Here is a 23,650-nt window from a genome sequence, read left to right on the forward strand (position 1 = left end):
ATGAGGGCGTCATGACCCAAACTGCCGATCACCCCCGTATCCGCCTGAAACCCAAAGCCAACGCACGTGGCCTGCGCCACGGTTTTCCGTGGGTGTATGCCAATGACATTGTGACGGATCGCCGGACGCGTAAAATCCCGGCAGGGGCGCTGGCAGTGCTTGAGGATGACAAACGCGCGCCCATCGCGCTGGTTGCGGTGAACCCCGACTCCAAAATCATGTGCCGCGTTCTGGACCGCGATCTGGACGGGCAACTGGACGCAGCTTGGTTCGAAACCCGCCTGCGCCGCGCGCTTGAGATGCGCGAACGCCTGTTCGACGCGCCCTATTATCGCCTGATCCACGCCGAAGCGGACGGCTTTCCCGGCGTCATTATCGACCGGTTCGGCGATGCCTGTGTGATCCAGCCCAATGCCGCGTGGGCCGAGGCGCATCTGGAAACTCTGACCGAGGCTCTGGTCACTGTCACCGGCGTGACAACCGTGCTCAAAAACGCCTCGGGGCGAACCCGAGGGCTGGAAGGTCTGGACGATGTGAACCTCACCCTGCGTGGCACTGCGCCCGATGCGCCGCTGCCGGTGCCGATGAACGGCGCGACCTACATGGCCGATCTGACCGGCGGTCAGAAAACCGGTCTATTCTATGACCAACGCCCGAACCATGCCTTCGCGGCGCGACTGGTCCAACCCGGCGCGCAGGTATTGGACGTCTTCAGCCACGTGGGTGGCTTCGGACTGGCCATGCTGGCCGGTGGCGCGGGGCAGGCGCTGTCTGTGGATGGATCTGCAGCCGCGCTGGATCTCGCGACCAAAGGGGCCGAGGCCTCTGGTTTTGCGGACACATTCCAAACCCGTCAAGGCGACGCCTTCGAGGTCCTGACCCAATTGGGTGAAGAGGGCGCACAGTTCGACGTCGTCATCTGTGATCCGCCAGCCTTTGCACCTTCCAGACAAGCGCTGGACGCGGGCCTGCGCGCCTATGAACGTGTGGCCCGCTTGGCGGCAGCTCTGGTCAAACCCGGCGGCTATCTGGGCCTGTGCTCGTGCTCGCACGCGGCTGATCTGGGGCGGTTCCGTGACGCGTCGTCTCGGGGGATTGGTCGGGCGGGGCGACAGGCGCAACTGATCCATACGGGATTTGCGGGACCCGACCATCCGCAACTGCCGCAACTGGCGGAAAGCGGCTATCTCAAAGCCGTGTTCTACCGGCTGTGAAGGCGGTTCTGGATACCTGCGTCATCTACCCCACGGTGATGCGAGAGATGTTGCTCGGCGCTGCCAAACTAGGCCATTTCACCCCCGTGTGGTCGGCGCGCATCCTCGAGGAATGGGCGCGCGCGGCCCGCAAGCTGGGCCCTACAGGCGAGGCTCAGGCTCGTGCTGAAATTGCACTGGCGCAAGCCAATTGGCCGAAAGCCGAGTTTCCTGCAGCAACCAATGTCGAACAGCGGCTCTGGCTGCCGGACAGCGCGGATATCCACGTTCTGGCAACGGCCGTTGCATCGTCGGCGGACGTGATCGTTACCGTCAACGCCAAAGACTTTCCCCGAAACATCCTGTCCGAGGAAGGGCTGGACCGCCGCGATCCGGACAGTCTGCTGCACGGATTCTGGCAATCCGATCCCGGGGGCATAAGCGACACAGCCAACCGTGTCCTGGCCGAGGCCAACCGCCTGTCGGGCGACCAATGGACCTTGCGCCCGTTGATGAAAAAAGCCCGTCTCCCACGTCTGGGCAAAGCGCTCGCCGCGTAACCGGGATTCAGCTTCATCCGGCTAAAAATATCCCGGAGAGCGCGAGAGGCTGGCCTCTCGCTGCCTTTAAATCAGCCACGGGTCCAACGCTGCTCTAATGCCTCCAGGGCCGCGATCCGTTCGTCTGTTTTTGGATGGCTCATCAACCAGGCGGGCACAACGCCAGCACGCTGCTGCGTCAGGTCTTCCAGCTTGTGAAACAACGACTTCTGCGGCCCGATCCCGATCCCGGCTTTGGTCAGCAATGCGGCGGCATACTCATCAGCCTCATACTCATCACTGCGCGACAGGCGCGACGCCAACAGGTGTGTCAGCATATTGGCAATCCACGCGCCGATGAACGGGATAAAGCGGTTCAGCAGCATCATCAAAGCGGCCCGCAGCGCATTCTGCCCGGAAAAATCGATCATCCGGCGGCGCGCATGCCCCAGTGCCACATGACCCAATTCATGCGCGATGACGCTGGCCATTTCCTCGGCGGAAACCTCGCCACTGCGAAATTTGCGGTAGAATCCACGCGTGATGAAAATCCGCCCGTCAGGTGCTGCCAAACCGTTCACCGGGTCAATCTCATAGATGTAGACCGGCACCCGGTCGATCTCTAACGCTGCAGCCAGCCGGTCGGTCATGCGTTTCAGGGCTGGGTCGGCCAGCTCAGTCGACTTTGCATCCAAATCCTTATGGGTGCGCCAGACGGAAATCCGGTACATCACAATGGCATAGGCGATCGCCAGCAGGATCGGGGTAAGACGTAGCATCTTACAAATATGGTTCTGGGCAGGGGAATAGGCAACTAGCCCAGTGTCATAAACTCCGCGTTAACAACAAGATTGTTGTCCATTGCTTCCAACGGCCCACTGCGCAAAAGAAAATCGCCGCCGGTAACCCTTTTGAGGGCAATCAAACTGAGGTGAACAGGTGAAATACCGCGGCTGCCAGACTTGTCGCAGGGCAGGTTGCGCCATAACTTTGAAATTATGTGGTCATTTGCCGATATCCGCCCGGCTTATAGCAGGGCTGAACGTTTCAGTGATGGCGTTGTTCATATCCTTGGCGTTGCAGCGGCTATTGTTGCCGTTCCGGCGCTGATCGCGTTGACCGCCTTATACCGGACCGAGCCTGCCGCGGTTCTTGGGGTCTCGGTCTACGGCTTCACGCTCATCCTGATGCTGTCGTTTTCGGCTTTGTACAATATGGTTCAGTCTGACCGATGGGGCGAGCTGCTACGCCGCCTCGATCACTCGGGGATTTATGTCAAGATTGCTGGTACTTACACACCATTCATCTTGCTTTCCGGTGCCCCAATGACTGGGCTCATGATCGGTCTTTGGTCATCTGCGACCCTTGGATCAATCCTGAAAATGATCGACCCGCACCGGTTCCGTTGGTTCGGTTTGGCGCTGTATGTGTTGATGGGATGGGCGTCCGTTTGGGCAGGTCAATCACTTCTCGCCGACTTGTCGCAACCAGTTGTGGCGCTGATGATCACCGGAGGCATCGTCTATACCGCGGGCATCGCCTTTTATCTTCTGGATTGGTTGCCGTTCCACAACACAATCTGGCATGTCTTCGTTCTGACAGGCAGCGTGTTGTTTTTCCTTGCGGTTTCGTTCCGTATTGCCTGGGCGCCGGTCCTGCAGATATGACGGTCAGCGGGTCAGTTCCCGCATCCCCTGTTCCAAACCGGCCAGCGTCATCGGCACCATGCGGTCCTCGAAAACCTCGCGGATCATGCCGATGGAATGGGTGTATTCCCAGTACTTTTCCGGCACCGGATTGATCCACAGATTTGATGTCCACTGCTCGCGCGCACGTTGCAGCCAGACTTGGCCGGCTTCTTTGTTCCAGTGCTCGTTCGCGCCACCGGGATAGGCAATCTCATAAGGGCTCATCGAGGCGTCGCCGACGAAGATGCACTTGTAGTCTGAACCATAGGTGCGCAGTACTTCGTGGGTCGGGGTCTGCTGATCCCATCGGCGGTGATTGTCACGCCAGACGCCTTCATACAGGCAGTTGTGAAAGTAGTAATATTCCAGATGCTTGAACTCGGTTCTTGCAGCGGAAAACAGCTCTTCGACAACTTTGATATGTGGATCCATCGAGCCGCCCACATCCAGAAACAGCAGCACTTTGACTGCGTTGTGACGCTCGGGGCGGGTTTTGACGTCCAGATAGCCATGTTCCGCGGTGGCGCGGATGGTGCCGTCCAGATCCAGTTCCTCGGCCGCACCTTCGCGGGCCCAACGACGCAGGCGTTTCAGCGCGACCTTGATATTGCGGGTGCCCAGTTCAACCGTGTCGTCCAGGTTCTTGAATTCGCGCTTGTCCCACACTTTTACGGCGCGCTGATGACGGCTTTCCTTCTGGCCGATCCGCACACCTTCGGGGTTATAGCCATAAGCCCCGAACGGCGACGTCCCGGCGGTGCCGATCCACTTGTTGCCACCCTGGTGGCGGCCTTCTTGATCCTTGAGACGCTCACGCAACGTCTCCATCAGTTTTTCAAAGCCGCCCATGGCCTCGATCTCGGCTTTTTCTTCGTCTGACAGGTGTTTCTCGGCCATCTTGGCCAGCCATTCGGCTGGGATATCGACAGCTTCGAGCACCTGATCAAAGCTGATCTCTTCCAGACCTTTGAAGCTGGCGGCAAAAGCTTGATCGAACTTGTCGATATTGCGCTCGTCCTTCACCATCGAAACGCGAGCGAGGTAATAGAACGCCTCGACATCATAGGTCGCCAGACCCTTTTTCATGCCTTCCAGAAAAGTCAGATACTCGCGCAGTGATACGGGAATGCCAGCTTTGCGGAGGTTTTCGAAAAAGGGCAGAAACATGCGTTAACCCACCAAACGAACCAGGATCAGGGAAAGCACCAGACCTACAATGGCAAATGCGATGCCGTAACCGGCCGCATATTGGGCGATATCCGCGCCGCTGCCATTGCGTTTGCGGGCCTTCATCGCGCCAAGGATCGCCCCTAATAACGCCATTCCCAAAACTACGACCATGCGTTAACCGCCTCTGTTGTTGGTGGGCGGACCTTCGGCAACTTCCTGCATCAGCGACCGGACCACGACTTCCGAGCCAAAGCCGTATCGCGCCCATGCAAGACTGTCCAGTCTGACGGTACGTGCCTGATTTGGTCGTCCGGCCTGATTGAGCGCTTCTGATTTCAACAAAAGTAGAGTAGCCAACTGAGCGGCGTTTTCGGCCCGCGACATGACAGCTATTGCCTTGTCTAATTCAGGCAGGACCTCCGGTCCCTTGCCCTGCGCAAGTGCGAAGGCAGCAGTTTGCGTAGTCACATAGGCTTGATGGATTTCAGTTCCCGGCGTCCCGCGCAGATACCGCATGGCGATGTCGTATTGTTTGATCGCTTCGCGGGAATCGTCGAATTGTGCCATGCGGCCGAGGATATAGTGCGGATATGCCCGCCGGTGATCGGTCCAACCCTGTTCACGTCCGATCTGGACCGCTCTTTCAGCAGCTTTCACTCGGTTGCGGGTGCTTGGCCTTGATCCAAGCGATTTTTGGACGGCGTTGATCCACTCGCGCGGGGTGTCCGAAACGGGTTGCGCGGGTAAAGTGTCGCCGCGCGGGTTCAGTCGGCGAAGGATGCCGGGCAGGACGGCCTGGACTTGTTCGCGAGTCATGCCGCTGCGCAGTTGGGGCGAGTAAGCCGTGCGCAGGATCAGCATGTCAAAGCCGGTCAGAATGGTGTGGATATTGTCGTCGTTGAACACAGAATCCGGCAGGTGGTACAGATCATTCAGCGGCCCCAGAGCCTGCGCCAGTTCCTCGTGCAGGCAGTCGCGTTTTTCCTGCGGGCTGACGTCATAGGGAATGAAAATGCCCAGCCGTTCACGGCTGCGCAGCGCGGTCCAACTGCTTTTGCGTTTGCGCCGGTCCTGTCGGTATTCCTCAAAGCTTGAGGCGTTGGGAACCACGAAACAGGCGGCTTGGGGCAGGATGCGTTGGATCTGCTCCTGGCTGACGGCCTCAATGGTGATATTGGCCTGGCCCTCCGTTATCTGGCGAATGTCGATCCCGGCCTCGCGTTGTAGACGCGTCAACAACCGGGTCAGATCGCGCTGCATTGACGGTGTGGGTGATCCCGTAAGTCGAACGGTGACGGGGCCCTCGAACCGGGTGAAGACGGGCAGGGTGGCGCCGCCTTCGAGCGCGAAGTGCAAAGAAAGGAAATCGGCTGCAATATTAGCGTTCGACCGGGCGGGTGGTCTGGGTCGGGTTGACGTGAACGCTTTGGCGGGCGGCAGGTTTGCCTCGATCGCCTTAACGCGTGTTGGCGGTTCAGGGGTGGTGACCGCGGTGCATCCGGCGACGGCAAAGCCAAACAGGATCGCAGCGACCCTGATCATGGGCGTTGATACCGGATAAAGGGCGTTTGCTTGCCGATCCGGTCATAGAGCTTGCGCGCTGTGTGATTGAACTCTTGTGTCAGCCAATAGACAGAAGGCGCGCCTTGCCGGTCGGCCTCGTCATAGACTGCCTGTATCAAGGCGCGGCCAACGCCGGTTCCGCGCGCCTCGGGCCGGGCGAACAGGTCTTGCAGATAGCAAACGCTTTCCTCTTTCCACGCATGGCGGTGAAATAGGTAATGGGTCAGGCCAACAAGATGACCATCCGCTTCGGCCACGAAACAGGAAAAATCATTGGGATCATCCCCAAGCAGCCGTGCGAAGGTGCTGTCATATGTCTGCTCTGGCACGGTCGTTTCGTAGAACGCCAGATAGTCGCGCCACATCTCGGCCCATTCGGCGCGATCTTCGGGCTGCAGCGCCCGGATATTGAGGGTGTCAGACAAGCATTGGCTCCTATGTCGTCAGGCCGGACTGCCCGACGACGCCGGACGGCCTTTTGGCCAATGCTGACACCCGGCCCCCCGCAAGGCAAGCGGGGATCACCAAGTGTTCAATATTCTCAGCGTTTGCTGCGTGCCATGAAGGCGAGACGTTCAAACAGGTGAACGTCCTGTTCGTTTTTCAGCAGCGCGCCGTGCAACTTGGGCAACGCATTGGCCCCGTCGCGTTTGAGGTCCTCGGCGGTCAGGTCTTCAGCCAGCAACAGCTTGAGCCAGTCCAACACTTCCGAGGTTGATGGTTTCTTTTTTAGCCCCTGCGTTTCACGGATTTCGTAAAACTGGGTCAGCGCTGTGGTCAGCAATGCATCCTTGATGCCCGGGTGGTGCACGTCGACGATCCGGCGCATGGTCGCCTCATCCGGGAAGCGAATGTAGTGGAAGAAACAGCGCCGCAGGAACGCGTCGGGCAGTTCCTTTTCGTTGTTCGAGGTGATGATCACTATGGGGCGGTTTTTGGCTTTGATGGTGTCCCCGGTTTCGTAGACATGAAACTCCATCTTATCGAGCTCTTGCAACAGATCATTGGGAAATTCGATATCGGCCTTGTCGATCTCATCGATCAGCAGCACGACCTTTTCATCGGTCTCAAAGGCCTGCCACAGTTTGCCCTTGCGAATATAGTTCGACACGTCATGTACGCGCTCGTCACCCAATTGGCTGTCGCGCAGGCGGCTGACCGCGTCATATTCGTACAGGCCTTGCTGCGCGCGGGTGGTGGATTTCACGTTCCACTCAATCATCTTCAGCCCCAGCGCGCCCGCTACCTGTCTGGCCAGTTCGGTCTTGCCGGTTCCGGGTTCACCCTTGACCAGCAGGGGACGTTCCAGCGTAACGGCGGCATTCACTGCAATTGTCAGGTCATCGGTGGCAACATATTCGGCTGTACCTTGGAAACGTGCGGTCATGGGCCCCTCATTCAATATCGCGCGGCATGTGTCTTTGGGGTTATAGTGGGGTGAAAAATTTGACAAGACAGGTCGCAACGTCGCGCAGCGCGAAATTGACGTGCGACTCCAATGCCTTTGGTTGATTCGGGTGCTAACATCGGGCTCGACAATTTTGGGAACGCCCAAAAAATGCCTGTCAATTTTCACAGAAAAACAAGGATTTGTTGTTTTAAGTCTCATATTTAGACGACCTGAAACAGCACGCAGCCGGGCTAAGTTTCCATAGTGACATTCCCCCCGCTGTCGGATAAACGCTCCGCAGAAGGGGATTGCCGCATGTCAGGTGAAGCAAAGGTGACCGGCGTTGCAGGCCACACCGAGGGAGCAAAAATGAAGCAGGAAGTATTTCTGCCAGAGGATTATCGTCCAGCCGAAGACGAACCATTCATGAACGACAAGCAGTTAGAGTATTTTCGTCGTAAGCTGCTGGATTGGAAAACTGAACTTTTGGCAGGCAGCCGCGATACGATCGAAGGGCTGCAGGACAACACTCGCAACATTCCGGACGTCGCAGACCGCGCAAGCGAGGAAACTGACCGTGCGCTGGAACTGCGGACACGTGATCGCCAGCGTAAGCTGGTGGCCAAGATTGACTCGGCCCTGCGTCGGATCGACGAAGGCGAATACGGATATTGCGAAAAGACGGGCGACCCGATTTCGCTGAAACGTCTGGATGCGCGCCCGATTGCGACCATGACGCTTGAGGCGCAGGAACGCCACGAGCGCCGCGAAAAGGTCCACCGCGACGATTGATCGCTGCGAAAAATCAGAATTCTCAAACGCCGGGGTCTTTTGCTCCGGCGTTTTTGCTTTAAGCCGGTGATATGAATATCAACGGTCTGAAATTTGGCATCATCGGCGGTGGTATAGGTGGGATCGCCGCCGCTCTGGCGTTGCGGCAACGCGGCGCTCAGGTCGTGGTTTTTGAACAGGCAGCTGAATTGACCGAGGTCGGCGCCGGCTTGCAGATCAGCGCCAACGGAATGGTCGTACTGCGTGCCCTAAACGTTGTCGGTGAAACACTCGAGGGGGGGCAGCGGTCCCACGGAACGGTGCTGCGCGATTACTGGGCAGGGCGGTCTGTTAGCGAGATACCGGCACCGGCCGCTGGACCGACCTACTACTACCATCGTGCTGACCTGCTGGGATTGCTGCACAAAGCAGCGGTTCGGGACGGTGTCGAGTTTCGCCTGGGCGCACGAGTTGCGCAGGTGCGCAAACATCCCTCCGAAGCCGAGATTATTCTGGAAGATGGTACAGACCGGCGCGTTGATTGTGCGATTGCCGCCGACGGTGGGCGAAGCACGATCCGCGCAGGCCTGAACGGGCCCGAAGCACCAAAATTCACTCATCAGGTGGCCTGGCGCGCGACGATTCCTTGGGCGCGTCGCGATCCCAAACCGCGCGCCGTTCTGACGATGGGGCCGGGCCGACATGTTGTCACGTATCCTCTGCGCGATCACACTTTGATGAACGTTGTCGCGATCGAGGAACGATCCGATTGGCAGGAAGAAGGCTGGCGCCGACGCGGCGACCCCGAGGAACTGCGTGCTCGATTTTCCGACTTTGGCGGCGTGGTCGGGGAAATTCTGGGGCAGGTACAGGAACCTCACATCTGGGCGTTGTTTCTGCGACCCGTCGCAGAACGCTGGCAGAACGGGCGCATTGCATTGTTAGGGGATGCGGCTCACCCGACACTCCCATTTTTGGCGCAGGGTGCCTGTCTTGCGCTTGAAGATGCGTGGGTCCTGGCCCGATCTTTTGACGACCAATCCGGGATAGAGCGGGCGCTGTCCACTTATGAAACCCGCCGTCACCGAAGGGCGCAACGTGTGGTTTCTGCGGCCGGCGCCAATGCCCGAAATTTCCACCTGCGCGGCCCGATGCGGCTGGCCGCACAGGCGGCTCTGATGGCGGTAGGGCCACGATTGTCCCGTAAATACGACTGGATATACAGCTACGACGCGACGGCCTGAGGTTTCACAGGTCCAAGTCGACCCAGACCGGGACATGGTCCGAGGGCTTTTCATGCCCGCGAATCTCGGCATCAATCCTACAATCGCGCAACAGATCGGCGGCCTGCGGCGTAAGAAGGAAATGGTCGATACGAATCCCGTCATTGCGGTTCCAGGCACCGGCTTGGTAGTCCCAGAACGAATAGTGCTCAGGGCCTTGGGTGACGGCGCGGAACGCTTCCGTGAACCCCAGATTCAGGATCTTGCGAAACGCCGCGCGGCTTTCCGGCCGGAATAGAGCATCCTCACGCCATGCATCTGGACGTTTGGCGTCTTCGGCCTGCGGGATGATGTTGTAATCGCCAGCCATCAGCGCGGGCTCTTCGCTCGCCAGCAAATCGCGCGCGCGGTTATATAGCCGCTCCATCCAGGACAGCTTGTATTCGTATTTCGGACCCGGCACCGGGTTACCGTTCGGCAGATACAGACCACAGATCCGAAGGGCTTTTTTGCCGATGACGGTCGCCTCAATCCAACGGGCCTGTTCGTCCTCGTCGTCACCAGGAAGGCCCCGAGACACATCTTCGAGTGGCAGTTTGGACAGGATCGCCACGCCGTTGAAGCTCTTTTGCCCGTGGGTTTCGACGTTGTAACCGCGCTCTTCAAACAGCTCGCGGGGAAAATTCTCGTCGATCGACTTGATCTCTTGCAGCAAAACGACGTCCGGCTGCGCGTCATCCAGCCAACGGGGCAGGGCTTCGGCTCGCGCTTTGATGCCGTTGATGTTGAACGTGGCGATTTTCATGCGCGATCCTCCGGCTGGCTGCCGGTTGATCTATCCCTCAACCGCGCTGGCAGGGCAAGGTCACATTGAAAATGAAGTGCCGCAGCCGCAGGAAGAGGTAGCGTTGGGGTTCTCGATCACAAACCGCGCGCCGATCAGTTCCTGCGTAAAATCGATCACCGCGTTTTCCAGAAACGGCAACGAAATCGCGTCGACGATCACTTTCTGGCCTTTGCCTTCCAGCACAAGGTCGTCTTCTTTCGGTTCGTCCAGTGCGATTTCGTATTGAAATCCGGAACATCCGCCGCCTTCCACAGCGACGCGCAGGGCTTGTCCCTGATCGGCTGCACCGATCTCGGCGAGACGTTCAAAGGCGCGTTCTGTAACTGTGGGGGGCAGATTCATGCCAAACTCCAAAGGTTTATTTCCTTTACGCCTTACAATATAGAAAGTGCAAGGACAGGCGACAAGGACAAGGCCTTTGAACATAGCGGGTTTTGCCTCGAACCCAGGCCGCGCCAGGGGGCGGCTTGTGCCAGAGGAGGAAAGCAGTTTCCGGTCATGCTTTCAACGCGACAGGGACCGGATCATTCACGCCAGCGCGTTTCGGCGGCTTAAGCACAAGACACAAGTGTTTGTAGAGCACGAGGGCGACAGCTATCGCACGCGCCTGACCCATTCCATCGAAGTCGCACAGGTCGCGCGAACAATCGCCGGGGCTTTGGGTTTGAACGGTGAACTGACTGAGGCCGTGGCATTGGCGCATGATCTGGGACACACACCGTTCGGACATACGGGCGAAGATGCCCTTCATGCACTTATGGAGCCTTACGGCGGATTTGACCACAACGCACAGGCCATTCGCATCGTGACCCAACTGGAACGCCACTATGCCGAGTTCGACGGATGCAACCTGACATGGGAGTGCCTAGAGGGGATCGCCAAGCATAACGGGCCGGTCACCGGTGAATTGCCGTGGGCGCTGGCCGAGTGCAACGCGGGTTTCGATCTGGAGCTGTACACTCATGCCAGTGCCGAAGCACAAGTTGCCGCCCTTTCGGATGACATAGCCTATAACAACCATGACCTGTTGGACGGGTTGAGGGCGGGTCTGTTCACGGATGATGAAATCGGGCAATTGCCTATCGTCGGTGACTGCTATGCCGAGGTGGATCGGAGATATCCGGGTTTGGATTCTTATCGGCGCCGGCATGAGGCGCTGCGCCGCGTTTTCGGCGTCATGGTTTCCGATGTGATTGTCACGTCGCGTGGGCTGATCACGAGTTCGGGCGCGGAGACCGTCGAGGAAATTCGCAATCTTGGTTATCCGGTCATCCAGTTCTCGGGCGGTTTGTGGGCGCAACTCAGGGAAATCCGCGCCTTTTTGTTCAAGCAGATGTACCGCGCGCCCAGCGTCATGGATGTGCGCGCCGAGGTTGGTAAAGTTGTCGAAGATCTGTTCCCCATCTATCTGAACGATCCAAAACAGATGCCTGCCCGGTGGCATGACGATATTGAGGCGGCCAGCGATGAAACCGCGCTGGCGCGGATCGTCTCGGATTACATCGCGGGTATGACCGACCGATTTGCCCTGCAGGATCACGCAAGGCTGGCTGGTGCCTGATCACTCGACCCCGATGTAAGCCAACGCCCAGACCTGCTGGCCCGACTGTTCGGCGGCTAGGTCGGGGTCATCGGTTGGGGGGAAGACAATCATAGTCGGGCCGTAGCCGCCAACGCCCATCGGTGAGCCGTCGGCATGGGTCGCGACGATGGGTTGATGGGCGGTGATGCTGTCCCAAGGAATTTCAGACTGATAGCCATCCATAGCCATTGGCTTGGCGGTTTTTCCTTCGGCCCCGGCCATGATCAACAGGTCCGACAGGCGTGGCCCGGAAAAGGCGATGTCTCTCTGATTGTCTTCCGGGCCGTAAGGAATAGTGATTTCAACCTGATCCAGTCCTTCCAACATGGCCGCATCAAAGCCGGCGGCTCCGTCGTGCTGAACCTCCAAGTATCCCAGCAATCCTCCGTCATTTTCGCTGCGGGCAGACAGGTTGGTTTCCGTGATTGCTCCGCCAAGGGTCAAAAGTACATGGCCTTGCGGTTCAGGCATGTCGGCCCAAAGCGGCAGGGCAGAGGTCAGAACGAAGGCGATGGGCAGGGCAAGGCGCATAGGGGTGTCTCCGGCTTGAATTTCCACCGACGTTAGCTGAGTCTACCGCTAATCCAAGCCCAAACTGATCGCTTCCATTGACCTTGCCGCTTTGCGTGGTAAACCGCCGGGCAAGCAAAAGGACATCCGAAATGAACCTGTTTTCCGAGATCCGCGGCCTCGTGCTGGACGCGCTGGCACAGATGCAGTCCGAAGGCGCATTGCCCGAGGGGCTGAGTTTTGACAACGTGGCGGTCGAACCGCCGCGTGATGCAGCGCATGGCGATATGGCAACCAACGCCGCGATGGTGCTGGCGAAACCGGCCAAGATGAAGCCGCGCGACATTGCCGACGTGTTAGCCGGAAAGCTGGCGGCGGATGACCGGATCACCAGTGCCGAAGTTGCCGGACCGGGTTTTTTGAACCTGCGGCTTGCGGCATCGGTGTGGCAGGGTGTGTTGGCAGCGGTGTTGGAACAGGGCACTGATTATGGCCGCTCATCCATGGGGCACGGGCAGAAGGTCAACGTCGAGTATGTCTCGGCCAACCCCACTGGGCCACTTCATGTCGGCCATACACGTGGTGCCGTGTTCGGCGACGCCCTGGCGAGCCTGTTGGCGTATTCGGGCCATGACGTGACCCGTGAATACTACATCAACGACGGGGGCGCGCAGGTAGATGTACTGGCGCGGTCCGCGTATGAGCGCTATCGCGAGGCCAACGGGCTGAGCCCCGAGATCGCCGAGGGGCTGTACCCTGGTGACTATCTGATCCCGATCGGCGAGGCGCTGAAAGAGAAATACGGCGACAGCCTGATCGACAAGCCGGAAAGCGAGTGGCTGGAAGAGCTGCGCGAGTTTTCGACCGACGCAATGATGGATCTGATCCGGGCCGACCTGAAGGCGCTGGGTGTTGAGATGGATGTGTTCTTCTCGGAGAAATCCCTCTATGGCACAGGCCGGATTGAGGCTGCGCTTAAGTCCCTGACCGATAAGGGCTTGATCTACGAAGGCGTGCTGGAACCACCCAAAGGCAAAAAGCCCGAGGATTGGGAGCCACGAGAGCAGACCCTGTTCAAGTCCACCGAGCATGGCGATGACGTCGACCGCCCGGTCAAGAAATCGGACGGTAGCTGGACCTATTTCGCCCCGGATATCGCTTATCACTATGACAAGGTGACCCGTGGCTTTGATGCACTGATCGACGTGTTTGGTGCAGACCACGGAGGCTATGTAAAACGGATGAAGGCGGCTGTTTCCGCGCTGTCCGATGGCAAGGTGCCGCTAGATATCAAGCTGACGCAGCTGGTAAAGCTGTGGAAGAATGGCGAGCCGTTCAAGATGTCCAAGCGGGCAGGGAACTTTGTCACTCTGCGCGATGTGGTCGATCAGGTTGGCCCGGACGTGACCCGTTTCGTGATGCTGACCCGCAAGAACGACGCGCCGCTGGACTTCGACTTTGACAAAGTGCTGGAACAGAGCCGCGAGAATCCTGTGTTCTACGTGCAATACGCCCATGCCCGTGTCATGAGCGTGCTGCGCCGGGCCGCCGAGGCAGAAATCGCTACGGATGACGCGACCCTCAAGAGTGCTGACTTGGGCAAGATCGACCATGCCTCGGAACTGACTGTCGCTAAAAAGCTGGCCGAATGGCCGCGTTTGATCGAAATTGCCGCACGCACCAACGAACCGCATCGGGTTGCCTTTTACCTGTATGAGCTGGCGGGTGACTTCCACGCGCTTTGGAATAAGGGCAACGATGAAACGCAACTGCGATTCATTCAGGATGGCGATGTTGCCACAAGCCAATCAAAAATCGCATTGGCCCGGGCCGTTTCTGTTGTGATTTCAGCGGGCTTGGGTATTCTTGGCGTCACTCCGGCGCAGGAGATGCGGTAACTAACACCGCCCGACGCGCCGGTGCGAGGTAGGCAAGAAATGACCCGCGCGCCACTTTTTAAGGCGCAATCGGGCGGTGAGGCGGACATGGCAAGTTACGATTACTCGGGGCAGATGCGCCCTGAGGAGATGCATTACACGAATCAGCCAGATCCTGAGGATGGGTATGAGTATCCCGACGACTCCTATGGCTATGAACAGGCTCCGCGAGGGGCAGGGCTGGGCCGTATCGTCAATGTCATGGGCGCAGTAGCGTCGCTGGCATTGGTCGCCGGGATCGGTGTCTGGGGCTTCAAACTGGTGATGCGCGACGTTAGTGGCGTGCCTGTTGTTCGCGCCATCGAAGGGCCAATGCGCATTCAGCCGGAAAACCCCGGCGGCACCCCGGCCGATCACCAGGGTCTGGCCGTCAATGCCGTGGCAGCCGTTGGAACGGCAGCGCCGCCAGCAGATCGCTTGATCCTTGCGCCGCGCCCGGTTTCGCTGACAGACGAAGATACGCCTGTTGAACCGCTGAAGCCGACGCAGGCCGTGCATGTCGTCGAAGAAGAGATCTCGGATCAAGAGGCTGCGCAGCTGCGCCAGAATACAGTCGATGCCCTGGTTGCCGAATTGGCCGGTGGGGCGGCGAAAGCGAATGAACCGGCAGAGCAGGGCGTACAACTCGCCTCGTTGGCACTGCCCGAGGAAGAGCCGGCCATTGATCCTGCTGATCTGGCCGCACAATTACCGGACCCGGAACTGGCGGCACTGCCCGGTGTCCGCCGGTCCCTGCGTCCGTCCACGCGCCCAGCCCGAGCGACGCCAAGCGGGATTTCATCCAACAGCAGTACCGAAGCTGCGATCAACGCCGCTGTCAAAGCCGCCGTTGGCGTGGACGTGGATCCGAATACCCTTTCCAAAGGCACGCGCATGGCCCAGCTCGGTGCGTATGAAAGCTCGGATGTGGCCCGTGCGGAATGGGATCGCATGAATGGCCACTTTGGCGAGTATATGGCTGGAAAACAACGTGTTATCCAGAAGACCTCAAGTGGCGGTCGGACATTCTATCGTCTGCGTGTTCTTGGGTTTGATGACCTGAGCGACTCGCGTCAGTTCTGTGCCGCTCTGGTCGCACAAGGTGCAGACTGTATCCCGGTTGCCGTTCGGTGACATTCGGTGCTGCGATCACCGATGCCGAAGGGCTGCGCCTGACGTCAGAGGAAAAGAGACTATTCCAGCAGATGAACCCATTCGGGTTCATTTTGTTTGCGCGCAACATTGATACAGCTGAACAAGTTCGCGCCCTATGCGATGACTTTCGTGATGCCGTAGGGCGCAATTGCCTTATCACCATCGATCAGGAAGGTGGCCGTGTGCAGCGTCTGCGCGCGCCATTGGCACGCGAATGGATGCCGCCCCTGGATCATGTGGGCCGCGCAGGGGATCAGGCGGAACGCGCCATGTACCTGCGGTATCGACTGATCGCAAAAGAGCTATTCGAGCTTGGCATTGACAGCAACTGCGCCCCGATGGTCGATTTGGCGCGCGACGATACCCATGCGTTTTTGAAGAACCGCTGTTATGGCTCTGATCCCAAACGGGTTTCAGCTCTTGGGCGCGCGGTTGCCAAAGGCCATCTGGATGGGGGTGTGTTGCCAGTTCTCAAGCACATGCCGGGGCATGGATTGGCAACGCTGGACAGCCACCATGACCTGCCGCATGTGGACCTGACACAGGACCAGCTGGAGCAAGCGGATTTCGAACCGTTTCGGGCGCTGAACGATCTGCCGATGGGGATGACGGCGCATCTGGTTTACGATCGGATTGATCCGCAACCGGCCACAATTTCGTCTGCGATGATCGGGCTGATCCGCGACAATATCGGTTTTGACGGTCTGATCATGACTGACGATATCTCGATGAAAGCGCTGAGTGGCGCGCCCGAAGACATTGCGCGTCAGTCACTGGCCGCAGGGTGCGACGTGGTTCTGCACTGTAACGGAACGTTGGACGCGCGCGCCAAGGTGCTGGAAGCCGCCGGGGAAATGACCGCGCAGGCACAAAAGCGCGCGGAAAAGGCGTTGTCGATGCGACAGAAGCCTGTGGAACTTGACATCCAAGCGACTGAGGCTGAACTATCTGCCCTAATGGGCAGGCAGGTATATGAACGATAATCTCTTTAGCGAAGACCCGGCCTCGGTCGCGGATCGTCTTGCGGCAGAGGCGTTGATTGTTGATGTCGACGGGTTCGAAGGCCCTTTGGATGTATTGTTGACCCTGTCGCGAACCCAAAAGGTCGACCTTCGGAAAATCTCGGTTCTCGCGCTTGCGCAGCAGTATCTGTCCTTTGTGGAAAAGGCGCGCGCGCTGCGGATTGAACTGGCGGCAGACTATCTGGTCATGGCCGCATGGCTGGCTTTCCTTAAATCCCGGCTTTTGTTGCCACCGGATCCGGATGACGAAGGCCCCTCTGGCGAGGAACTGGCCGCTCACCTGGCGTTCCAGTTGGAACGCCTGCAGGCCATGCGCGACTCTGCCGCGCGTCTCATGGCCCGTGATCAACTGGGGCGCGATTTCTTCAAACGCGGGCAGGGTGAGGATATCACCCGTATCCGCACCGTGACTTACTCTGCCACGCTGTTGGATCTGATGCAGGGATACGCCCGTATCCGAACTCGTGACGAGTTCCGCCCCTTTGTTATGGACCGCGATTCAGTGTTCACAATGGAACAAGCGCTAGAGCGGATGCGCCCGCTGATCGGGTTTGCCGGGGCTTGGACAGATATGGAATCCTATCTGCCCGAGGGCTGGGACGCTGACCCGGTGCGTCGCCGTTCGGCCACGGCAGCGACCTTTGCCGCCTCGCTGGAGCTGGTGAAAGAAGGACATATGGAGATGAAGCAAACCGAGACGTTTGCTCCGATCCATTTGCGCAAAAGGACTGACACACGTGACTGACGAACCGCAAGACGAAGGCACCGGTACCCTGTTCGAAGCGCCACCCTTGGCGGAACAGGAACGCATGGTCGAAGCCGTGCTTTTTGCCAGTGCCGAGCCGGTAACGGTCGCCGATCTTGAGGCGCGGATGCCCCATGGAAGCGATGCGGCGCAAGCGGTTGAAATTCTTCAGAAACGGTATGAGGGCCGGGGTGTCCGTGTTGTGCGCGTGGGTGAGGCCTGGGCCATTCGCACTGCGCCCGATCTGGGTTTTCTGATGCAAAAGGAAACGGTCGAAACCCGCAAGCTGAGCCGAGCTGCCATCGAAACGCTGGCCATCGTCGCCTATCATCAGCCCTGTACGAGGGCTGAAATCGAAGAGATCCGGGGCGTCTCGGTCTCGCGCGGTACAATCGACCAACTATTGGAAATGGAGTGGATCCGTCTGGGCCGTCGCCGGATGACACCCGGCCGGCCGGTCACCTTTGTTGTGACGCCACAGTTTCTGGACCATTTCGGTCTGGAAAATGCCCGCGACCTTCCGGGGCTCAAAGAATTGCGGGCTGCTGGGTTGCTGGAAAACCGGCCGCCCCCGGGCACGATGCCATTGGGCGAGGGGCGTGATGACAGCGAAGATGAGGACCAGACCGAGCTGTTCGAGGAAGAGTGATAACTTGGCCCTTTTGTTGCCGTTGGAATCACCTATGTTGTGGCAAAGCTGGGGAGTTGAGCAATGAATATGAATCGCATCATCGACATGATCATTCGGCAGATCATGCGGCGGGTCGTCAACAAAGGCATCGACAAGGGCTTTGATGTGGCGGGCCGGATGGGAAAGCCGAAACAAAGATCGGCTGTGCCACATGACTCGGGCGCAAATGACGACAGCAACCGTCAAGCCTAGCAGATAACCCCGGCGCAGCGCGTGATACGCATATGCGCCGGTTCCAGAGGTATCAAACAGCCTTGAAGTGTTTGGACAGTTTCAGCCCCTGTCCCTGATAGTTTGACGCAATACCGGCGCCATAAAGCTGGGTGGGCATTTCAGCCATTTTCTCATAGACGAGTCGTCCGACGACCTGCCCGTTTTCCAGAACAAACGGCGCTTCGTGGCAGCGTACTTCCAGCACGCCACGTGATCCCGCTCCGCCCGCTGCGGCGTGACCGAAACCGGGGTCGAAGAATCCGGCATAATGCACCCGGAATTCACCTACCATTGCAAGATAGGGGGCCATTTCAGCCGCATACATGGGCGGGATGTGGACTGCTTCGCGGCTGACCAGGATGTAGAATGCGCCGGGGTCAAGGATGATGCGACCGTCGGTGGTGCGTACCTCTTCCCAGTATTCCTGCGGATCATATTCGCCAATCCGGTCCAGATCGATCACACCGGTATGCGGCTTGGCTCGATATCCGACCAGATCAGTGTCGGGCAATTGCAGGTCGACCGAGAACCCCAGCCCATCCTGAATGACTGCCGGTCCGTCGACCAGTGGCGAGTCGTTATGCAGCGCGGTCAGTTCCGCGTCGCTGAGCACTGCCTGACCCTGACGAAAGCGAATCTGGTTCAGCCGCATGCCCGGTCTCACCAGAACCGAGAATGAGCGTGGACAGATCTCGGCAAAAAGCGGCCCGGTATAGCCTGCTGGTACGCGGTCAAACTCGGTGCCACCATCGGTGATTGTACGTGTCAGAAGATCCAACCGCCCTGTCGAGCTTTTGGCATTTGCCACCGCGCTGGTATCGGCGGGCAGGGCCAGTGATTCCATCAGCGGCACCAGATAGACGCAGCCTTTTTCCAGCACTGCGCCGTCGGTAATGTCGATGCGGTGCATCTCAAACTCGGCCAAACGATCCGCGACCGTGCGTCCTTCACCGGATAGAAATGAGGCGCGAACCCGGTAAGCAACTGTACCTAAACGTAAATCAAGGCTAGCGGGTTGGATTTGTGCCGGGATAACTTCGGGGCTTGCGGTGATCTCACTGCGGCCGATCATCGCCTCGATCTGTTGGTTTGGGCATACACCTGTCATTCCGATCCCCTCTGTTGCCAGAGCGGGATCTGGCCTGTCTGCCATAAACGTCGGTGTGATTTGGTCGGGCTAGCAGGACTCGAACCTGCGACCTTCCGTCCCCCAGACGGACGCGCTACCAGGCTGCGCCATAGCCCGACGTTGAGGTGTTCATAAAGACTTTCCCGGCAGGGGCAAGAGGAAATCATCGCCTTTTTTCTTATCCTGCCGACCGGTTCTCAATTCGGTTGATGACAGCGCGCAAGTCCTTGGCGATAGGCGCGATCCGACGCAGGAGGTCGTCGTCAAAATCGGTCCGTTCCCACGCTTGTGTGGCGATTCCGCCTATCAAGGGGGCTTCATCCAGATACTCGGGCGCGGGCTGAGGTGGCTCTGCTTTTGATTGCTGCAGAGCAGGTGGGGGCGTCTCAGCTTGAGGGGCTTGTTCAGCCGGCGCAGTCGTCTTGGCCATCGGGGTCGGTTCGCCCAGGTCCAGATCGATCTGATCGCTGGGCGTGGCAGGCTTGGCGGAAAAGGGCACGACAACAGTGTCGTCTGCCGGGGCGCTTTCAGGCGCAGCGGGCTCATCCAGGCTGGGCGACAGCGAGGACACATAGGCCACGCCTTGTTCGCGCAGGATGCGCTGGACACCTTTGATGGTGATCCCGTCCTCGTGCAGCAGTTTCTTGATACCGCCCAAAAGGCGCATATCGTTTGGCCGGTAATACCTGCGGCCACCCGCGCGTTTGACGGGTTTTACCTGGCTGAAACGGCTTTCCCAGAAGCGCAGGACATGAGCTTGAACGCCCAACCAGTCCGCAACTTCACTTATTGTGCGAAAGGCGTCGGGGGACTTGCTCATGACCGTTCTGTCCCAAATTTACTTGCGATTCCCTGCGGCGACGCGATCCTTCATCAGGTGCGACGGGCGGAACGTCAGGACGCGGCGAGGCTGAATTGGCACCTCTTCGCCGGTTTTTGGATTACGGCCGATGCGGGCGGTTTTGTCCCGAACACTGAACGTGCCAAACGATGAAATCTTGACCTGTTCACCTTGGACCAGTGCGTCCGACATGTGGTTTAAGACGCTTTCGACAAGCTGCGCACTTTCATTACGTGAAAGGCCAACCTCGCGGAAAACAGCCTCGCTCAGATCCATTCGCGTCAGTGTTTTATCGCCCATACTATTTCCCCTGTTGATATAAGAGAATATGGTGATGGCAAATTCGCTGTCAATATCAATGAATTGCACGAGGCTGTGTAAGCCGTTTTGCGCCGGTTACCAGCGCAGAACCACCGCGCCCCAGGCCAGGCCGCCACCGATAGCCTCGGTCACGATCAGATCGCCGGTCTTGATCTGGCCACGTTGTTTGCCCACTGACAGGGCCAAGGGAATCGATGCGGCAGACGTGTTGCCGTGATCCTGGACCGTTACGACAACGTTAGCCATCGGCAGGCCCATTTTCTTGGCAGTGCCCTGAATGATGCGAATGTTGGCCTGATGCGGCACGATCCAATCGACGTCCGCGTTGGTCAGACCGGCACGCCCCAGGGCGGTTTCTGCAGTTTTCGCCAGCTTTTCGACCGCGTGGCGGAACACCTGATTGCCCTGCATCCGCAGATGCCCAGTCGATTGGGTCGACACACCGCCGTCGACATAGAGCAAATCCTTGTAGCGTCCGTCAGAATTCAGGTCGGTCGAAAGAATGCCGCGATCCTGCGCGGTTCCTTCGCTGTCCTGCAGCTCAAGAATCAACGCGCCGGCACCGTCGCCAAACAGCACACAGGTGGATCGATCTGTCCAATCCATGATGCGCGAAAACGTCTCGGCGCCGATGACCAGCACACGTTTGGCCTGACCGGACACGATCAAAGCGTTGGCGTTGCTGAGGGCAAAGACAAAGCCTGCACAGACGGCTTGCACGTCAAACGCGAATCCATGGGTCATGCCCAGGCGCGCTTGGACCATCGTCGCGGCAGAGGGGAAAGTCAGGTCAGCTGTAGATGTCGCCAGAATGATGGCGTCGATATCCTCGGCCTTAAGGCCAGCATCGGCCAGGGCGGCCAAGGCCGCCTTGGTCGCCAGATCGGACGTGGTTTCACCATCAGCGGCAAAGTGGCGGCGTTCGATTCCCGAGCGAGCTTTGATCCACTCGTCCGACGTATCTAGCGTCTTTTCAAATTCGGAATTCGGAACGATGCGCTCTGGCAAATAGTGTCCGACACCTACAACAACTGAACGGCCTGCCATTTGGGGGTACTGCCTTTATTGTTATTCGCCCGCCTTTGGCGGTACGTGCGCGGCATCTTGTGCAAGCTGGGCTGTCGATGCAACCCGTGCCGCCAATTTTTCGGCGAAACCGGACTCGGCCAGGGTAAAGGCCAGTTTGATCGCTGCCGAAACTCCGGTGGCATCTGCGCCACCATGTGATTTGACCACGGTTCCGTTGAGGCCAAGAAAGACACCGCCATTCACTTGGCGTGGGTCGATGCGTTTCTTCAACCGTTGCAGCGAGGTGATGGCCAGAACCGATGCGAGCCGGGACAGGGGGGAATATTTGAAGGCCTCGCGCAGCAGGTCACCGATCAGGCTGGCCGTGCCTTCGCCGGTTTTGATTGCGACGTTTCCGGTAAAGCCATCGGTAACAATGACATCCGCCTTGTCACCGGGAATGTCGCTGCCCTCCACGAAGCCTGCGAAGTCAAAATTCGCCTGCTCTGCGAATTCCGAGATCATCGCGTGGGCTTCTTTCAGTTCGGCCCGGCCTTTGTGTTCTTCGGTGCCAACATTCAGCAAACCGATCCGGGGCCGATCCAGTGCCATGCCGTTGCGGGCATAAGACGCCCCCATAAGCGCATATTGCAGCAGATCCTTGGCGTCGGCCCGCACATCGGCGCCGACATCCAGCATCACGTTAAAGCCCTGAGGGTTGCGCGACGGCCACAGAATCGCAATGGCCGGACGGTTCACGCCCGGCAATTTGCGCAAACGCATCATCGACAGCGCCATCAGCGCGCCGGTATTGCCGCAGGAAACAGCGCCGTGGGCTTCGCCTTTGCGCACTGTTTCCAGCGTCGACCACATCGATGTCTGCTTGCCGCTGCGGACGACCTGACTAGGTTTGTCCTCCATCGTGACCACGTCGGGGCAATCACGAAAAACGACGCGTCCCTGCAGGACACGCCGTTTGGCGACAAGTTTGCGCAACTTTTGCTCGGGCCCGTGCAGAACGAAGGCGATATCGGGGTTCTTGTTTGCCGATTTGGCAATGCCCGCAACAACAGTCGCGGGCCCCGAATCTCCGCCCATAGCGTCAACCGAGATGGTAATCCGTCCGGCTTGCGTGGGCTGTTCCGTCATGCCTTGGCCTACGAGTTATGAGGCTTAGGCCGCGTCTTCGTCCAGGTCGATTTCGTCGGCCTGAGCGACGACTTCACGGTCATCATAATGGCCGCAGGACGCGCAGACGTGGTGCGGGCGCTTCAGTTCGCCACAGTTTGCGCATTCGTTCGGGTTTGCAGCAACCAGAGCGTCATGTGCGCGGCGATTGTTGCGGCGCGACTTGGAAACTTTGTTCTGTTGGACAGCCATGGTCTCAACCTTTGTCTATTAAGGGTCAGCAGATTCGCTGCTGGCCGGGTTTCATTCTTCGTTTTTCTAGTGGTTTGACGCGCGTTTAGGGGACGGGCCCCGCAATGTCCAACCCAAATTCCGTTGAGCGCGCGAAAATACTGCGATTCTCGGCATGTTCAAGCGATTTTTCTGGAGGCCTGCTATGACAGGAAAACAGACCTATGTCACTCGTCTTTTTTCAAAGCATCGCGCAAATTCGCCAGTCCGGCAAACGGCTTTGCGTCTTCGTCCGTCATCGCCTGTTTGCCCGGCTCAGTATAGCCGGCCTGTTCCAATTCTGCGCCGTCCTTACGTGGGTATTGGGGCAGGGCAAGCGACAGCGCCTCAATCATCACCGATGCGGGGTCGATTTCCGCGCCCAGCGCTTCGGTCTCATCGCCTTCGGGGATTTCGAATTCAGGCTCGTCGGGGTTTTGCCAGTCTTTCAGATAGACCCGTGATACAGGGATATCGATGCGCGTGGTTACGGGTTCAAGCGTCACGACACAGGGTTGAATCACCGTCGCCCCCAGTTTTCCGGCAAGAATCCAATCGCGTTTACCTTGTGCCCTTACGTCACCCACAAAGCTGAGCTTGCGCAGGCCCAACAATCCCAGTTCGGTTTTGATCGCGTCCAGGCCCTTGCTATCGGGGCGCAGATCAAACGGCGTGGGCGCGTTTTGGGGCAGGTCGGCCACCCGCAGAGATGTATTAGTCGTCATTCGTGACCCT

28 protein-coding genes and 1 tRNA gene are annotated in these 23,650 nt (G+C 58.6%); 12 read left to right on the forward strand and 17 right to left on the reverse strand.

The window, feature by feature from the left end; genetic code table 11:
* Positions 1–11 precede the first annotated feature (11 nt).
* On the forward strand, positions 12–1,214 hold the full coding sequence (locus AC2FJC_RS03080; protein WP_496738374.1) for an RSP_2647 family RNA methyltransferase: 1,203 nt from the start codon (positions 12–14) through the stop codon (positions 1,212–1,214).
* The gene (locus AC2FJC_RS03085) at positions 1,211–1,753 is read left to right on the forward strand and encodes an RSP_2648 family PIN domain-containing protein (RefSeq protein WP_496738375.1); all 543 of its coding nucleotides are present in this window, start codon (positions 1,211–1,213) and stop codon (positions 1,751–1,753) included. Before AC2FJC_RS03080 ends, AC2FJC_RS03085 begins: the two co-directional genes overlap by 4 nt.
* Before the next feature lie 71 nt (positions 1,754–1,824).
* On the opposite strand, the gene AC2FJC_RS03090 is transcribed toward AC2FJC_RS03085, so the two are convergent.
* Positions 1,825–2,511 carry a M48 family metallopeptidase gene (locus AC2FJC_RS03090; protein ID WP_058274516.1) on the reverse strand — a complete coding sequence of 229 codons (687 nt, stop codon included), beginning with the start codon at positions 2,509–2,511 and terminating at the stop codon, positions 1,825–1,827.
* Between the two features lie 219 nt (positions 2,512–2,730).
* Between AC2FJC_RS03090 and trhA the strand changes: the two genes are divergently transcribed.
* Positions 2,731–3,399: a PAQR family membrane homeostasis protein TrhA gene (trhA, locus tag AC2FJC_RS03095; protein WP_496735975.1), complete on the forward strand. Its 669-nt coding sequence runs from the start codon at positions 2,731–2,733 to the stop codon at positions 3,397–3,399.
* 3 nt (positions 3,400–3,402) lie between these two features.
* On the opposite strand, the gene AC2FJC_RS03100 is transcribed toward trhA, so the two are convergent.
* The 5 genes from AC2FJC_RS03100 to AC2FJC_RS03120 form a co-directional block, all read right to left on the reverse strand.
* Positions 3,403–4,587, reverse strand: a complete 1,185-nt coding sequence (locus tag AC2FJC_RS03100; protein ID WP_058274514.1) for a vWA domain-containing protein — start codon at positions 4,585–4,587, stop codon at positions 3,403–3,405.
* Positions 4,588–4,590: 3 nt separating this feature from the next.
* A complete protein-coding gene (locus AC2FJC_RS03105) occupies positions 4,591–4,761 on the reverse strand; it encodes a hypothetical protein (protein WP_186437468.1) in 171 nt (56 codons plus the stop codon).
* Positions 4,762–4,764: 3 nt separating this feature from the next.
* Entirely contained in the window at positions 4,765–6,132 is a 1,368-nt protein-coding gene (locus AC2FJC_RS03110) for a DUF2927 domain-containing protein (protein ID WP_496738376.1), read from the reverse strand.
* A complete protein-coding gene (locus tag AC2FJC_RS03115; protein WP_496735772.1) occupies positions 6,129–6,578 on the reverse strand; it encodes a GNAT family N-acetyltransferase in 450 nt (149 codons plus the stop codon). The genes AC2FJC_RS03110 and AC2FJC_RS03115 overlap by 4 nt, the downstream gene beginning before the upstream one ends.
* A 116-nt stretch (positions 6,579–6,694) precedes the next feature.
* Positions 6,695–7,540, reverse strand: a complete 846-nt coding sequence (locus AC2FJC_RS03120) for an AAA family ATPase (RefSeq protein WP_109311345.1) — start codon at positions 7,538–7,540, stop codon at positions 6,695–6,697.
* A gap of 372 nt (positions 7,541–7,912) precedes the next feature.
* Here AC2FJC_RS03120 and dksA point away from each other — a divergent pair, with 372 nt between their 5' ends.
* A complete protein-coding gene (dksA, locus tag AC2FJC_RS03125) occupies positions 7,913–8,335 on the forward strand; it encodes an RNA polymerase-binding protein DksA (protein WP_058274529.1) in 423 nt (140 codons plus the stop codon).
* 71 nt (positions 8,336–8,406) lie between these two features.
* Positions 8,407–9,558 (forward strand): FAD-dependent monooxygenase, encoded by a 1,152-nt coding sequence (locus tag AC2FJC_RS03130; protein WP_496738377.1) that lies wholly within the window; start codon positions 8,407–8,409, stop codon positions 9,556–9,558.
* A 4-nt stretch (positions 9,559–9,562) separates the two neighbouring features.
* On the opposite strand, the gene xth is transcribed toward AC2FJC_RS03130, so the two are convergent.
* A complete protein-coding gene (gene xth, locus AC2FJC_RS03135) occupies positions 9,563–10,342 on the reverse strand; it encodes an exodeoxyribonuclease III (RefSeq protein ID WP_496738378.1) in 780 nt (259 codons plus the stop codon).
* Positions 10,343–10,402: 60 nt separating this feature from the next.
* A complete protein-coding gene (locus AC2FJC_RS03140) occupies positions 10,403–10,726 on the reverse strand; it encodes a HesB/IscA family protein (RefSeq protein ID WP_058277565.1) in 324 nt (107 codons plus the stop codon).
* 76 nt (positions 10,727–10,802) lie between these two features.
* On the opposite strand from AC2FJC_RS03140, the gene AC2FJC_RS03145 reads away from it, so the two are divergent.
* Entirely contained in the window at positions 10,803–11,945 is a 1,143-nt protein-coding gene (locus tag AC2FJC_RS03145; RefSeq protein ID WP_496738379.1) for a deoxyguanosinetriphosphate triphosphohydrolase, read from the forward strand.
* Here AC2FJC_RS03145 and AC2FJC_RS03150 read toward each other — a convergent pair whose 3' ends face one another.
* Positions 11,946–12,497, reverse strand: coding sequence for a putative pterin-binding protein (locus AC2FJC_RS03150; protein WP_496738380.1), 552 nt, complete (start codon positions 12,495–12,497; stop codon positions 11,946–11,948).
* A gap of 131 nt (positions 12,498–12,628) precedes the next feature.
* Here AC2FJC_RS03150 and argS point away from each other — a divergent pair, with 131 nt between their 5' ends.
* From argS to AC2FJC_RS03180, 6 genes are all read left to right on the forward strand, one after another.
* On the forward strand, positions 12,629–14,374 hold the full coding sequence (argS, locus tag AC2FJC_RS03155; protein WP_496738381.1) for an arginine--tRNA ligase: 1,746 nt from the start codon (positions 12,629–12,631) through the stop codon (positions 14,372–14,374).
* 39 nt (positions 14,375–14,413) lie between these two features.
* Entirely contained in the window at positions 14,414–15,526 is a 1,113-nt protein-coding gene (locus tag AC2FJC_RS03160) for an SPOR domain-containing protein (RefSeq protein ID WP_496738382.1), read from the forward strand.
* A complete protein-coding gene (nagZ, locus tag AC2FJC_RS03165) occupies positions 15,523–16,530 on the forward strand; it encodes a beta-N-acetylhexosaminidase (protein ID WP_496738383.1) in 1,008 nt (335 codons plus the stop codon). The genes AC2FJC_RS03160 and nagZ overlap by 4 nt, the downstream gene beginning before the upstream one ends.
* Complete coding sequence (locus tag AC2FJC_RS03170; RefSeq protein WP_058274503.1) at positions 16,520–17,314, forward strand: segregation and condensation protein A; 795 nt, start codon at positions 16,520–16,522, stop codon at positions 17,312–17,314. Before nagZ ends, AC2FJC_RS03170 begins: the two co-directional genes overlap by 11 nt.
* A complete protein-coding gene (scpB, locus tag AC2FJC_RS03175; RefSeq protein ID WP_496723244.1) occupies positions 17,307–17,963 on the forward strand; it encodes an SMC-Scp complex subunit ScpB in 657 nt (218 codons plus the stop codon). The genes AC2FJC_RS03170 and scpB overlap by 8 nt, the downstream gene beginning before the upstream one ends.
* Positions 17,964–18,026: 63 nt before the next feature.
* Positions 18,027–18,197, forward strand: coding sequence for a hypothetical protein (locus tag AC2FJC_RS03180; RefSeq protein WP_159089934.1), 171 nt, complete (start codon positions 18,027–18,029; stop codon positions 18,195–18,197).
* A gap of 52 nt (positions 18,198–18,249) precedes the next feature.
* Here AC2FJC_RS03180 and AC2FJC_RS03185 read toward each other — a convergent pair whose 3' ends face one another.
* The 8 genes from AC2FJC_RS03185 to AC2FJC_RS03220 form a co-directional block, all read right to left on the reverse strand.
* Positions 18,250–19,326, reverse strand: a complete 1,077-nt coding sequence (locus AC2FJC_RS03185; protein WP_496738384.1) for a 2'-deoxycytidine 5'-triphosphate deaminase — start codon at positions 19,324–19,326, stop codon at positions 18,250–18,252.
* Between the two features lie 61 nt (positions 19,327–19,387).
* A tRNA-Pro gene (locus AC2FJC_RS03190) sits at positions 19,388–19,464 on the reverse strand.
* A gap of 61 nt (positions 19,465–19,525) precedes the next feature.
* Positions 19,526–20,167: a MerR family transcriptional regulator gene (locus AC2FJC_RS03195; RefSeq protein ID WP_496738385.1), complete on the reverse strand. Its 642-nt coding sequence runs from the start codon at positions 20,165–20,167 to the stop codon at positions 19,526–19,528.
* An 18-nt stretch (positions 20,168–20,185) separates the two neighbouring features.
* Complete coding sequence (gene ihfA / locus AC2FJC_RS03200) at positions 20,186–20,488, reverse strand: integration host factor subunit alpha (protein WP_496723238.1); 303 nt, start codon at positions 20,486–20,488, stop codon at positions 20,186–20,188.
* A 96-nt stretch (positions 20,489–20,584) separates the two neighbouring features.
* Positions 20,585–21,556: a beta-ketoacyl-ACP synthase III gene (locus AC2FJC_RS03205; protein ID WP_496738386.1), complete on the reverse strand. Its 972-nt coding sequence runs from the start codon at positions 21,554–21,556 to the stop codon at positions 20,585–20,587.
* Positions 21,557–21,577: 21 nt separating this feature from the next.
* The gene (plsX, locus tag AC2FJC_RS03210; RefSeq protein WP_058277573.1) at positions 21,578–22,666 is read right to left on the reverse strand and encodes a phosphate acyltransferase PlsX; all 1,089 of its coding nucleotides are present in this window, start codon (positions 22,664–22,666) and stop codon (positions 21,578–21,580) included.
* A 24-nt stretch (positions 22,667–22,690) separates the two neighbouring features.
* The gene (rpmF, locus tag AC2FJC_RS03215; protein WP_037316137.1) at positions 22,691–22,897 is read right to left on the reverse strand and encodes a 50S ribosomal protein L32; all 207 of its coding nucleotides are present in this window, start codon (positions 22,895–22,897) and stop codon (positions 22,691–22,693) included.
* Between the two features lie 206 nt (positions 22,898–23,103).
* Positions 23,104–23,640, reverse strand: a complete 537-nt coding sequence (locus AC2FJC_RS03220; RefSeq protein WP_058274498.1) for a YceD family protein — start codon at positions 23,638–23,640, stop codon at positions 23,104–23,106.
* Between the last annotated feature and the right edge of the window lie 10 nt (positions 23,641–23,650).

It is taken from the genome of Ruegeria sp. CDSB117, assembly GCF_059611005.1.

Excerpts from the sequence above, each read along its gene's own strand:
- AC2FJC_RS03195 (WP_496738385.1), bottom strand. The coding sequence starts at position 20,167 with ATGAGCAAGTCCCCCGACGCCTTTCGCACAATAAGTGAAGTTGCGGAC.
- rpmF (WP_037316137.1), bottom strand. The coding sequence starts at position 22,897 with ATGGCTGTCCAACAGAACAAAGTTTCCAAGTCGCGCCGCAACAATCGC.
- AC2FJC_RS03110 (WP_496738376.1), bottom strand. The coding sequence starts at position 6,132 with ATGATCAGGGTCGCTGCGATCCTGTTTGGCTTTGCCGTCGCCGGATGC.
- AC2FJC_RS03220 (WP_058274498.1), bottom strand. The coding sequence starts at position 23,640 with ATGACGACTAATACATCTCTGCGGGTGGCCGACCTGCCCCAAAACGCG.
- AC2FJC_RS03205 (WP_496738386.1), bottom strand. The coding sequence starts at position 21,556 with ATGGCAGGCCGTTCAGTTGTTGTAGGTGTCGGACACTATTTGCCAGAG.
- AC2FJC_RS03105 (WP_186437468.1), bottom strand. The coding sequence starts at position 4,761 with ATGGTCGTAGTTTTGGGAATGGCGTTATTAGGGGCGATCCTTGGCGCG.
- AC2FJC_RS03090 (WP_058274516.1), bottom strand. The coding sequence starts at position 2,511 with ATGCTACGTCTTACCCCGATCCTGCTGGCGATCGCCTATGCCATTGTG.
- AC2FJC_RS03130 (WP_496738377.1), top strand. The coding sequence starts at position 8,407 with ATGAATATCAACGGTCTGAAATTTGGCATCATCGGCGGTGGTATAGGT.
- xth (WP_496738378.1), bottom strand. The coding sequence starts at position 10,342 with ATGAAAATCGCCACGTTCAACATCAACGGCATCAAAGCGCGAGCCGAA.
- AC2FJC_RS03170 (WP_058274503.1), top strand. The coding sequence starts at position 16,520 with ATGAACGATAATCTCTTTAGCGAAGACCCGGCCTCGGTCGCGGATCGT.
- plsX (WP_058277573.1), bottom strand. The coding sequence starts at position 22,666 with ATGACGGAACAGCCCACGCAAGCCGGACGGATTACCATCTCGGTTGAC.
- AC2FJC_RS03160 (WP_496738382.1), top strand. The coding sequence starts at position 14,414 with ATGACCCGCGCGCCACTTTTTAAGGCGCAATCGGGCGGTGAGGCGGAC.
- AC2FJC_RS03185 (WP_496738384.1), bottom strand. The coding sequence starts at position 19,326 with ATGACAGGTGTATGCCCAAACCAACAGATCGAGGCGATGATCGGCCGC.
- AC2FJC_RS03140 (WP_058277565.1), bottom strand. The coding sequence starts at position 10,726 with ATGAATCTGCCCCCCACAGTTACAGAACGCGCCTTTGAACGTCTCGCC.
- AC2FJC_RS03100 (WP_058274514.1), bottom strand. The coding sequence starts at position 4,587 with ATGTTTCTGCCCTTTTTCGAAAACCTCCGCAAAGCTGGCATTCCCGTA.
- ihfA (WP_496723238.1), bottom strand. The coding sequence starts at position 20,488 with ATGGGCGATAAAACACTGACGCGAATGGATCTGAGCGAGGCTGTTTTC.
- AC2FJC_RS03180 (WP_159089934.1), top strand. The coding sequence starts at position 18,027 with ATGAATATGAATCGCATCATCGACATGATCATTCGGCAGATCATGCGG.
- AC2FJC_RS03150 (WP_496738380.1), bottom strand. The coding sequence starts at position 12,497 with ATGCGCCTTGCCCTGCCCATCGCCTTCGTTCTGACCTCTGCCCTGCCG.
- trhA (WP_496735975.1), top strand. The coding sequence starts at position 2,731 with ATGTGGTCATTTGCCGATATCCGCCCGGCTTATAGCAGGGCTGAACGT.
- AC2FJC_RS03120 (WP_109311345.1), bottom strand. The coding sequence starts at position 7,540 with ATGACCGCACGTTTCCAAGGTACAGCCGAATATGTTGCCACCGATGAC.
- argS (WP_496738381.1), top strand. The coding sequence starts at position 12,629 with ATGAACCTGTTTTCCGAGATCCGCGGCCTCGTGCTGGACGCGCTGGCA.
- dksA (WP_058274529.1), top strand. The coding sequence starts at position 7,913 with ATGAAGCAGGAAGTATTTCTGCCAGAGGATTATCGTCCAGCCGAAGAC.
- AC2FJC_RS03080 (WP_496738374.1), top strand. The coding sequence starts at position 12 with ATGACCCAAACTGCCGATCACCCCCGTATCCGCCTGAAACCCAAAGCC.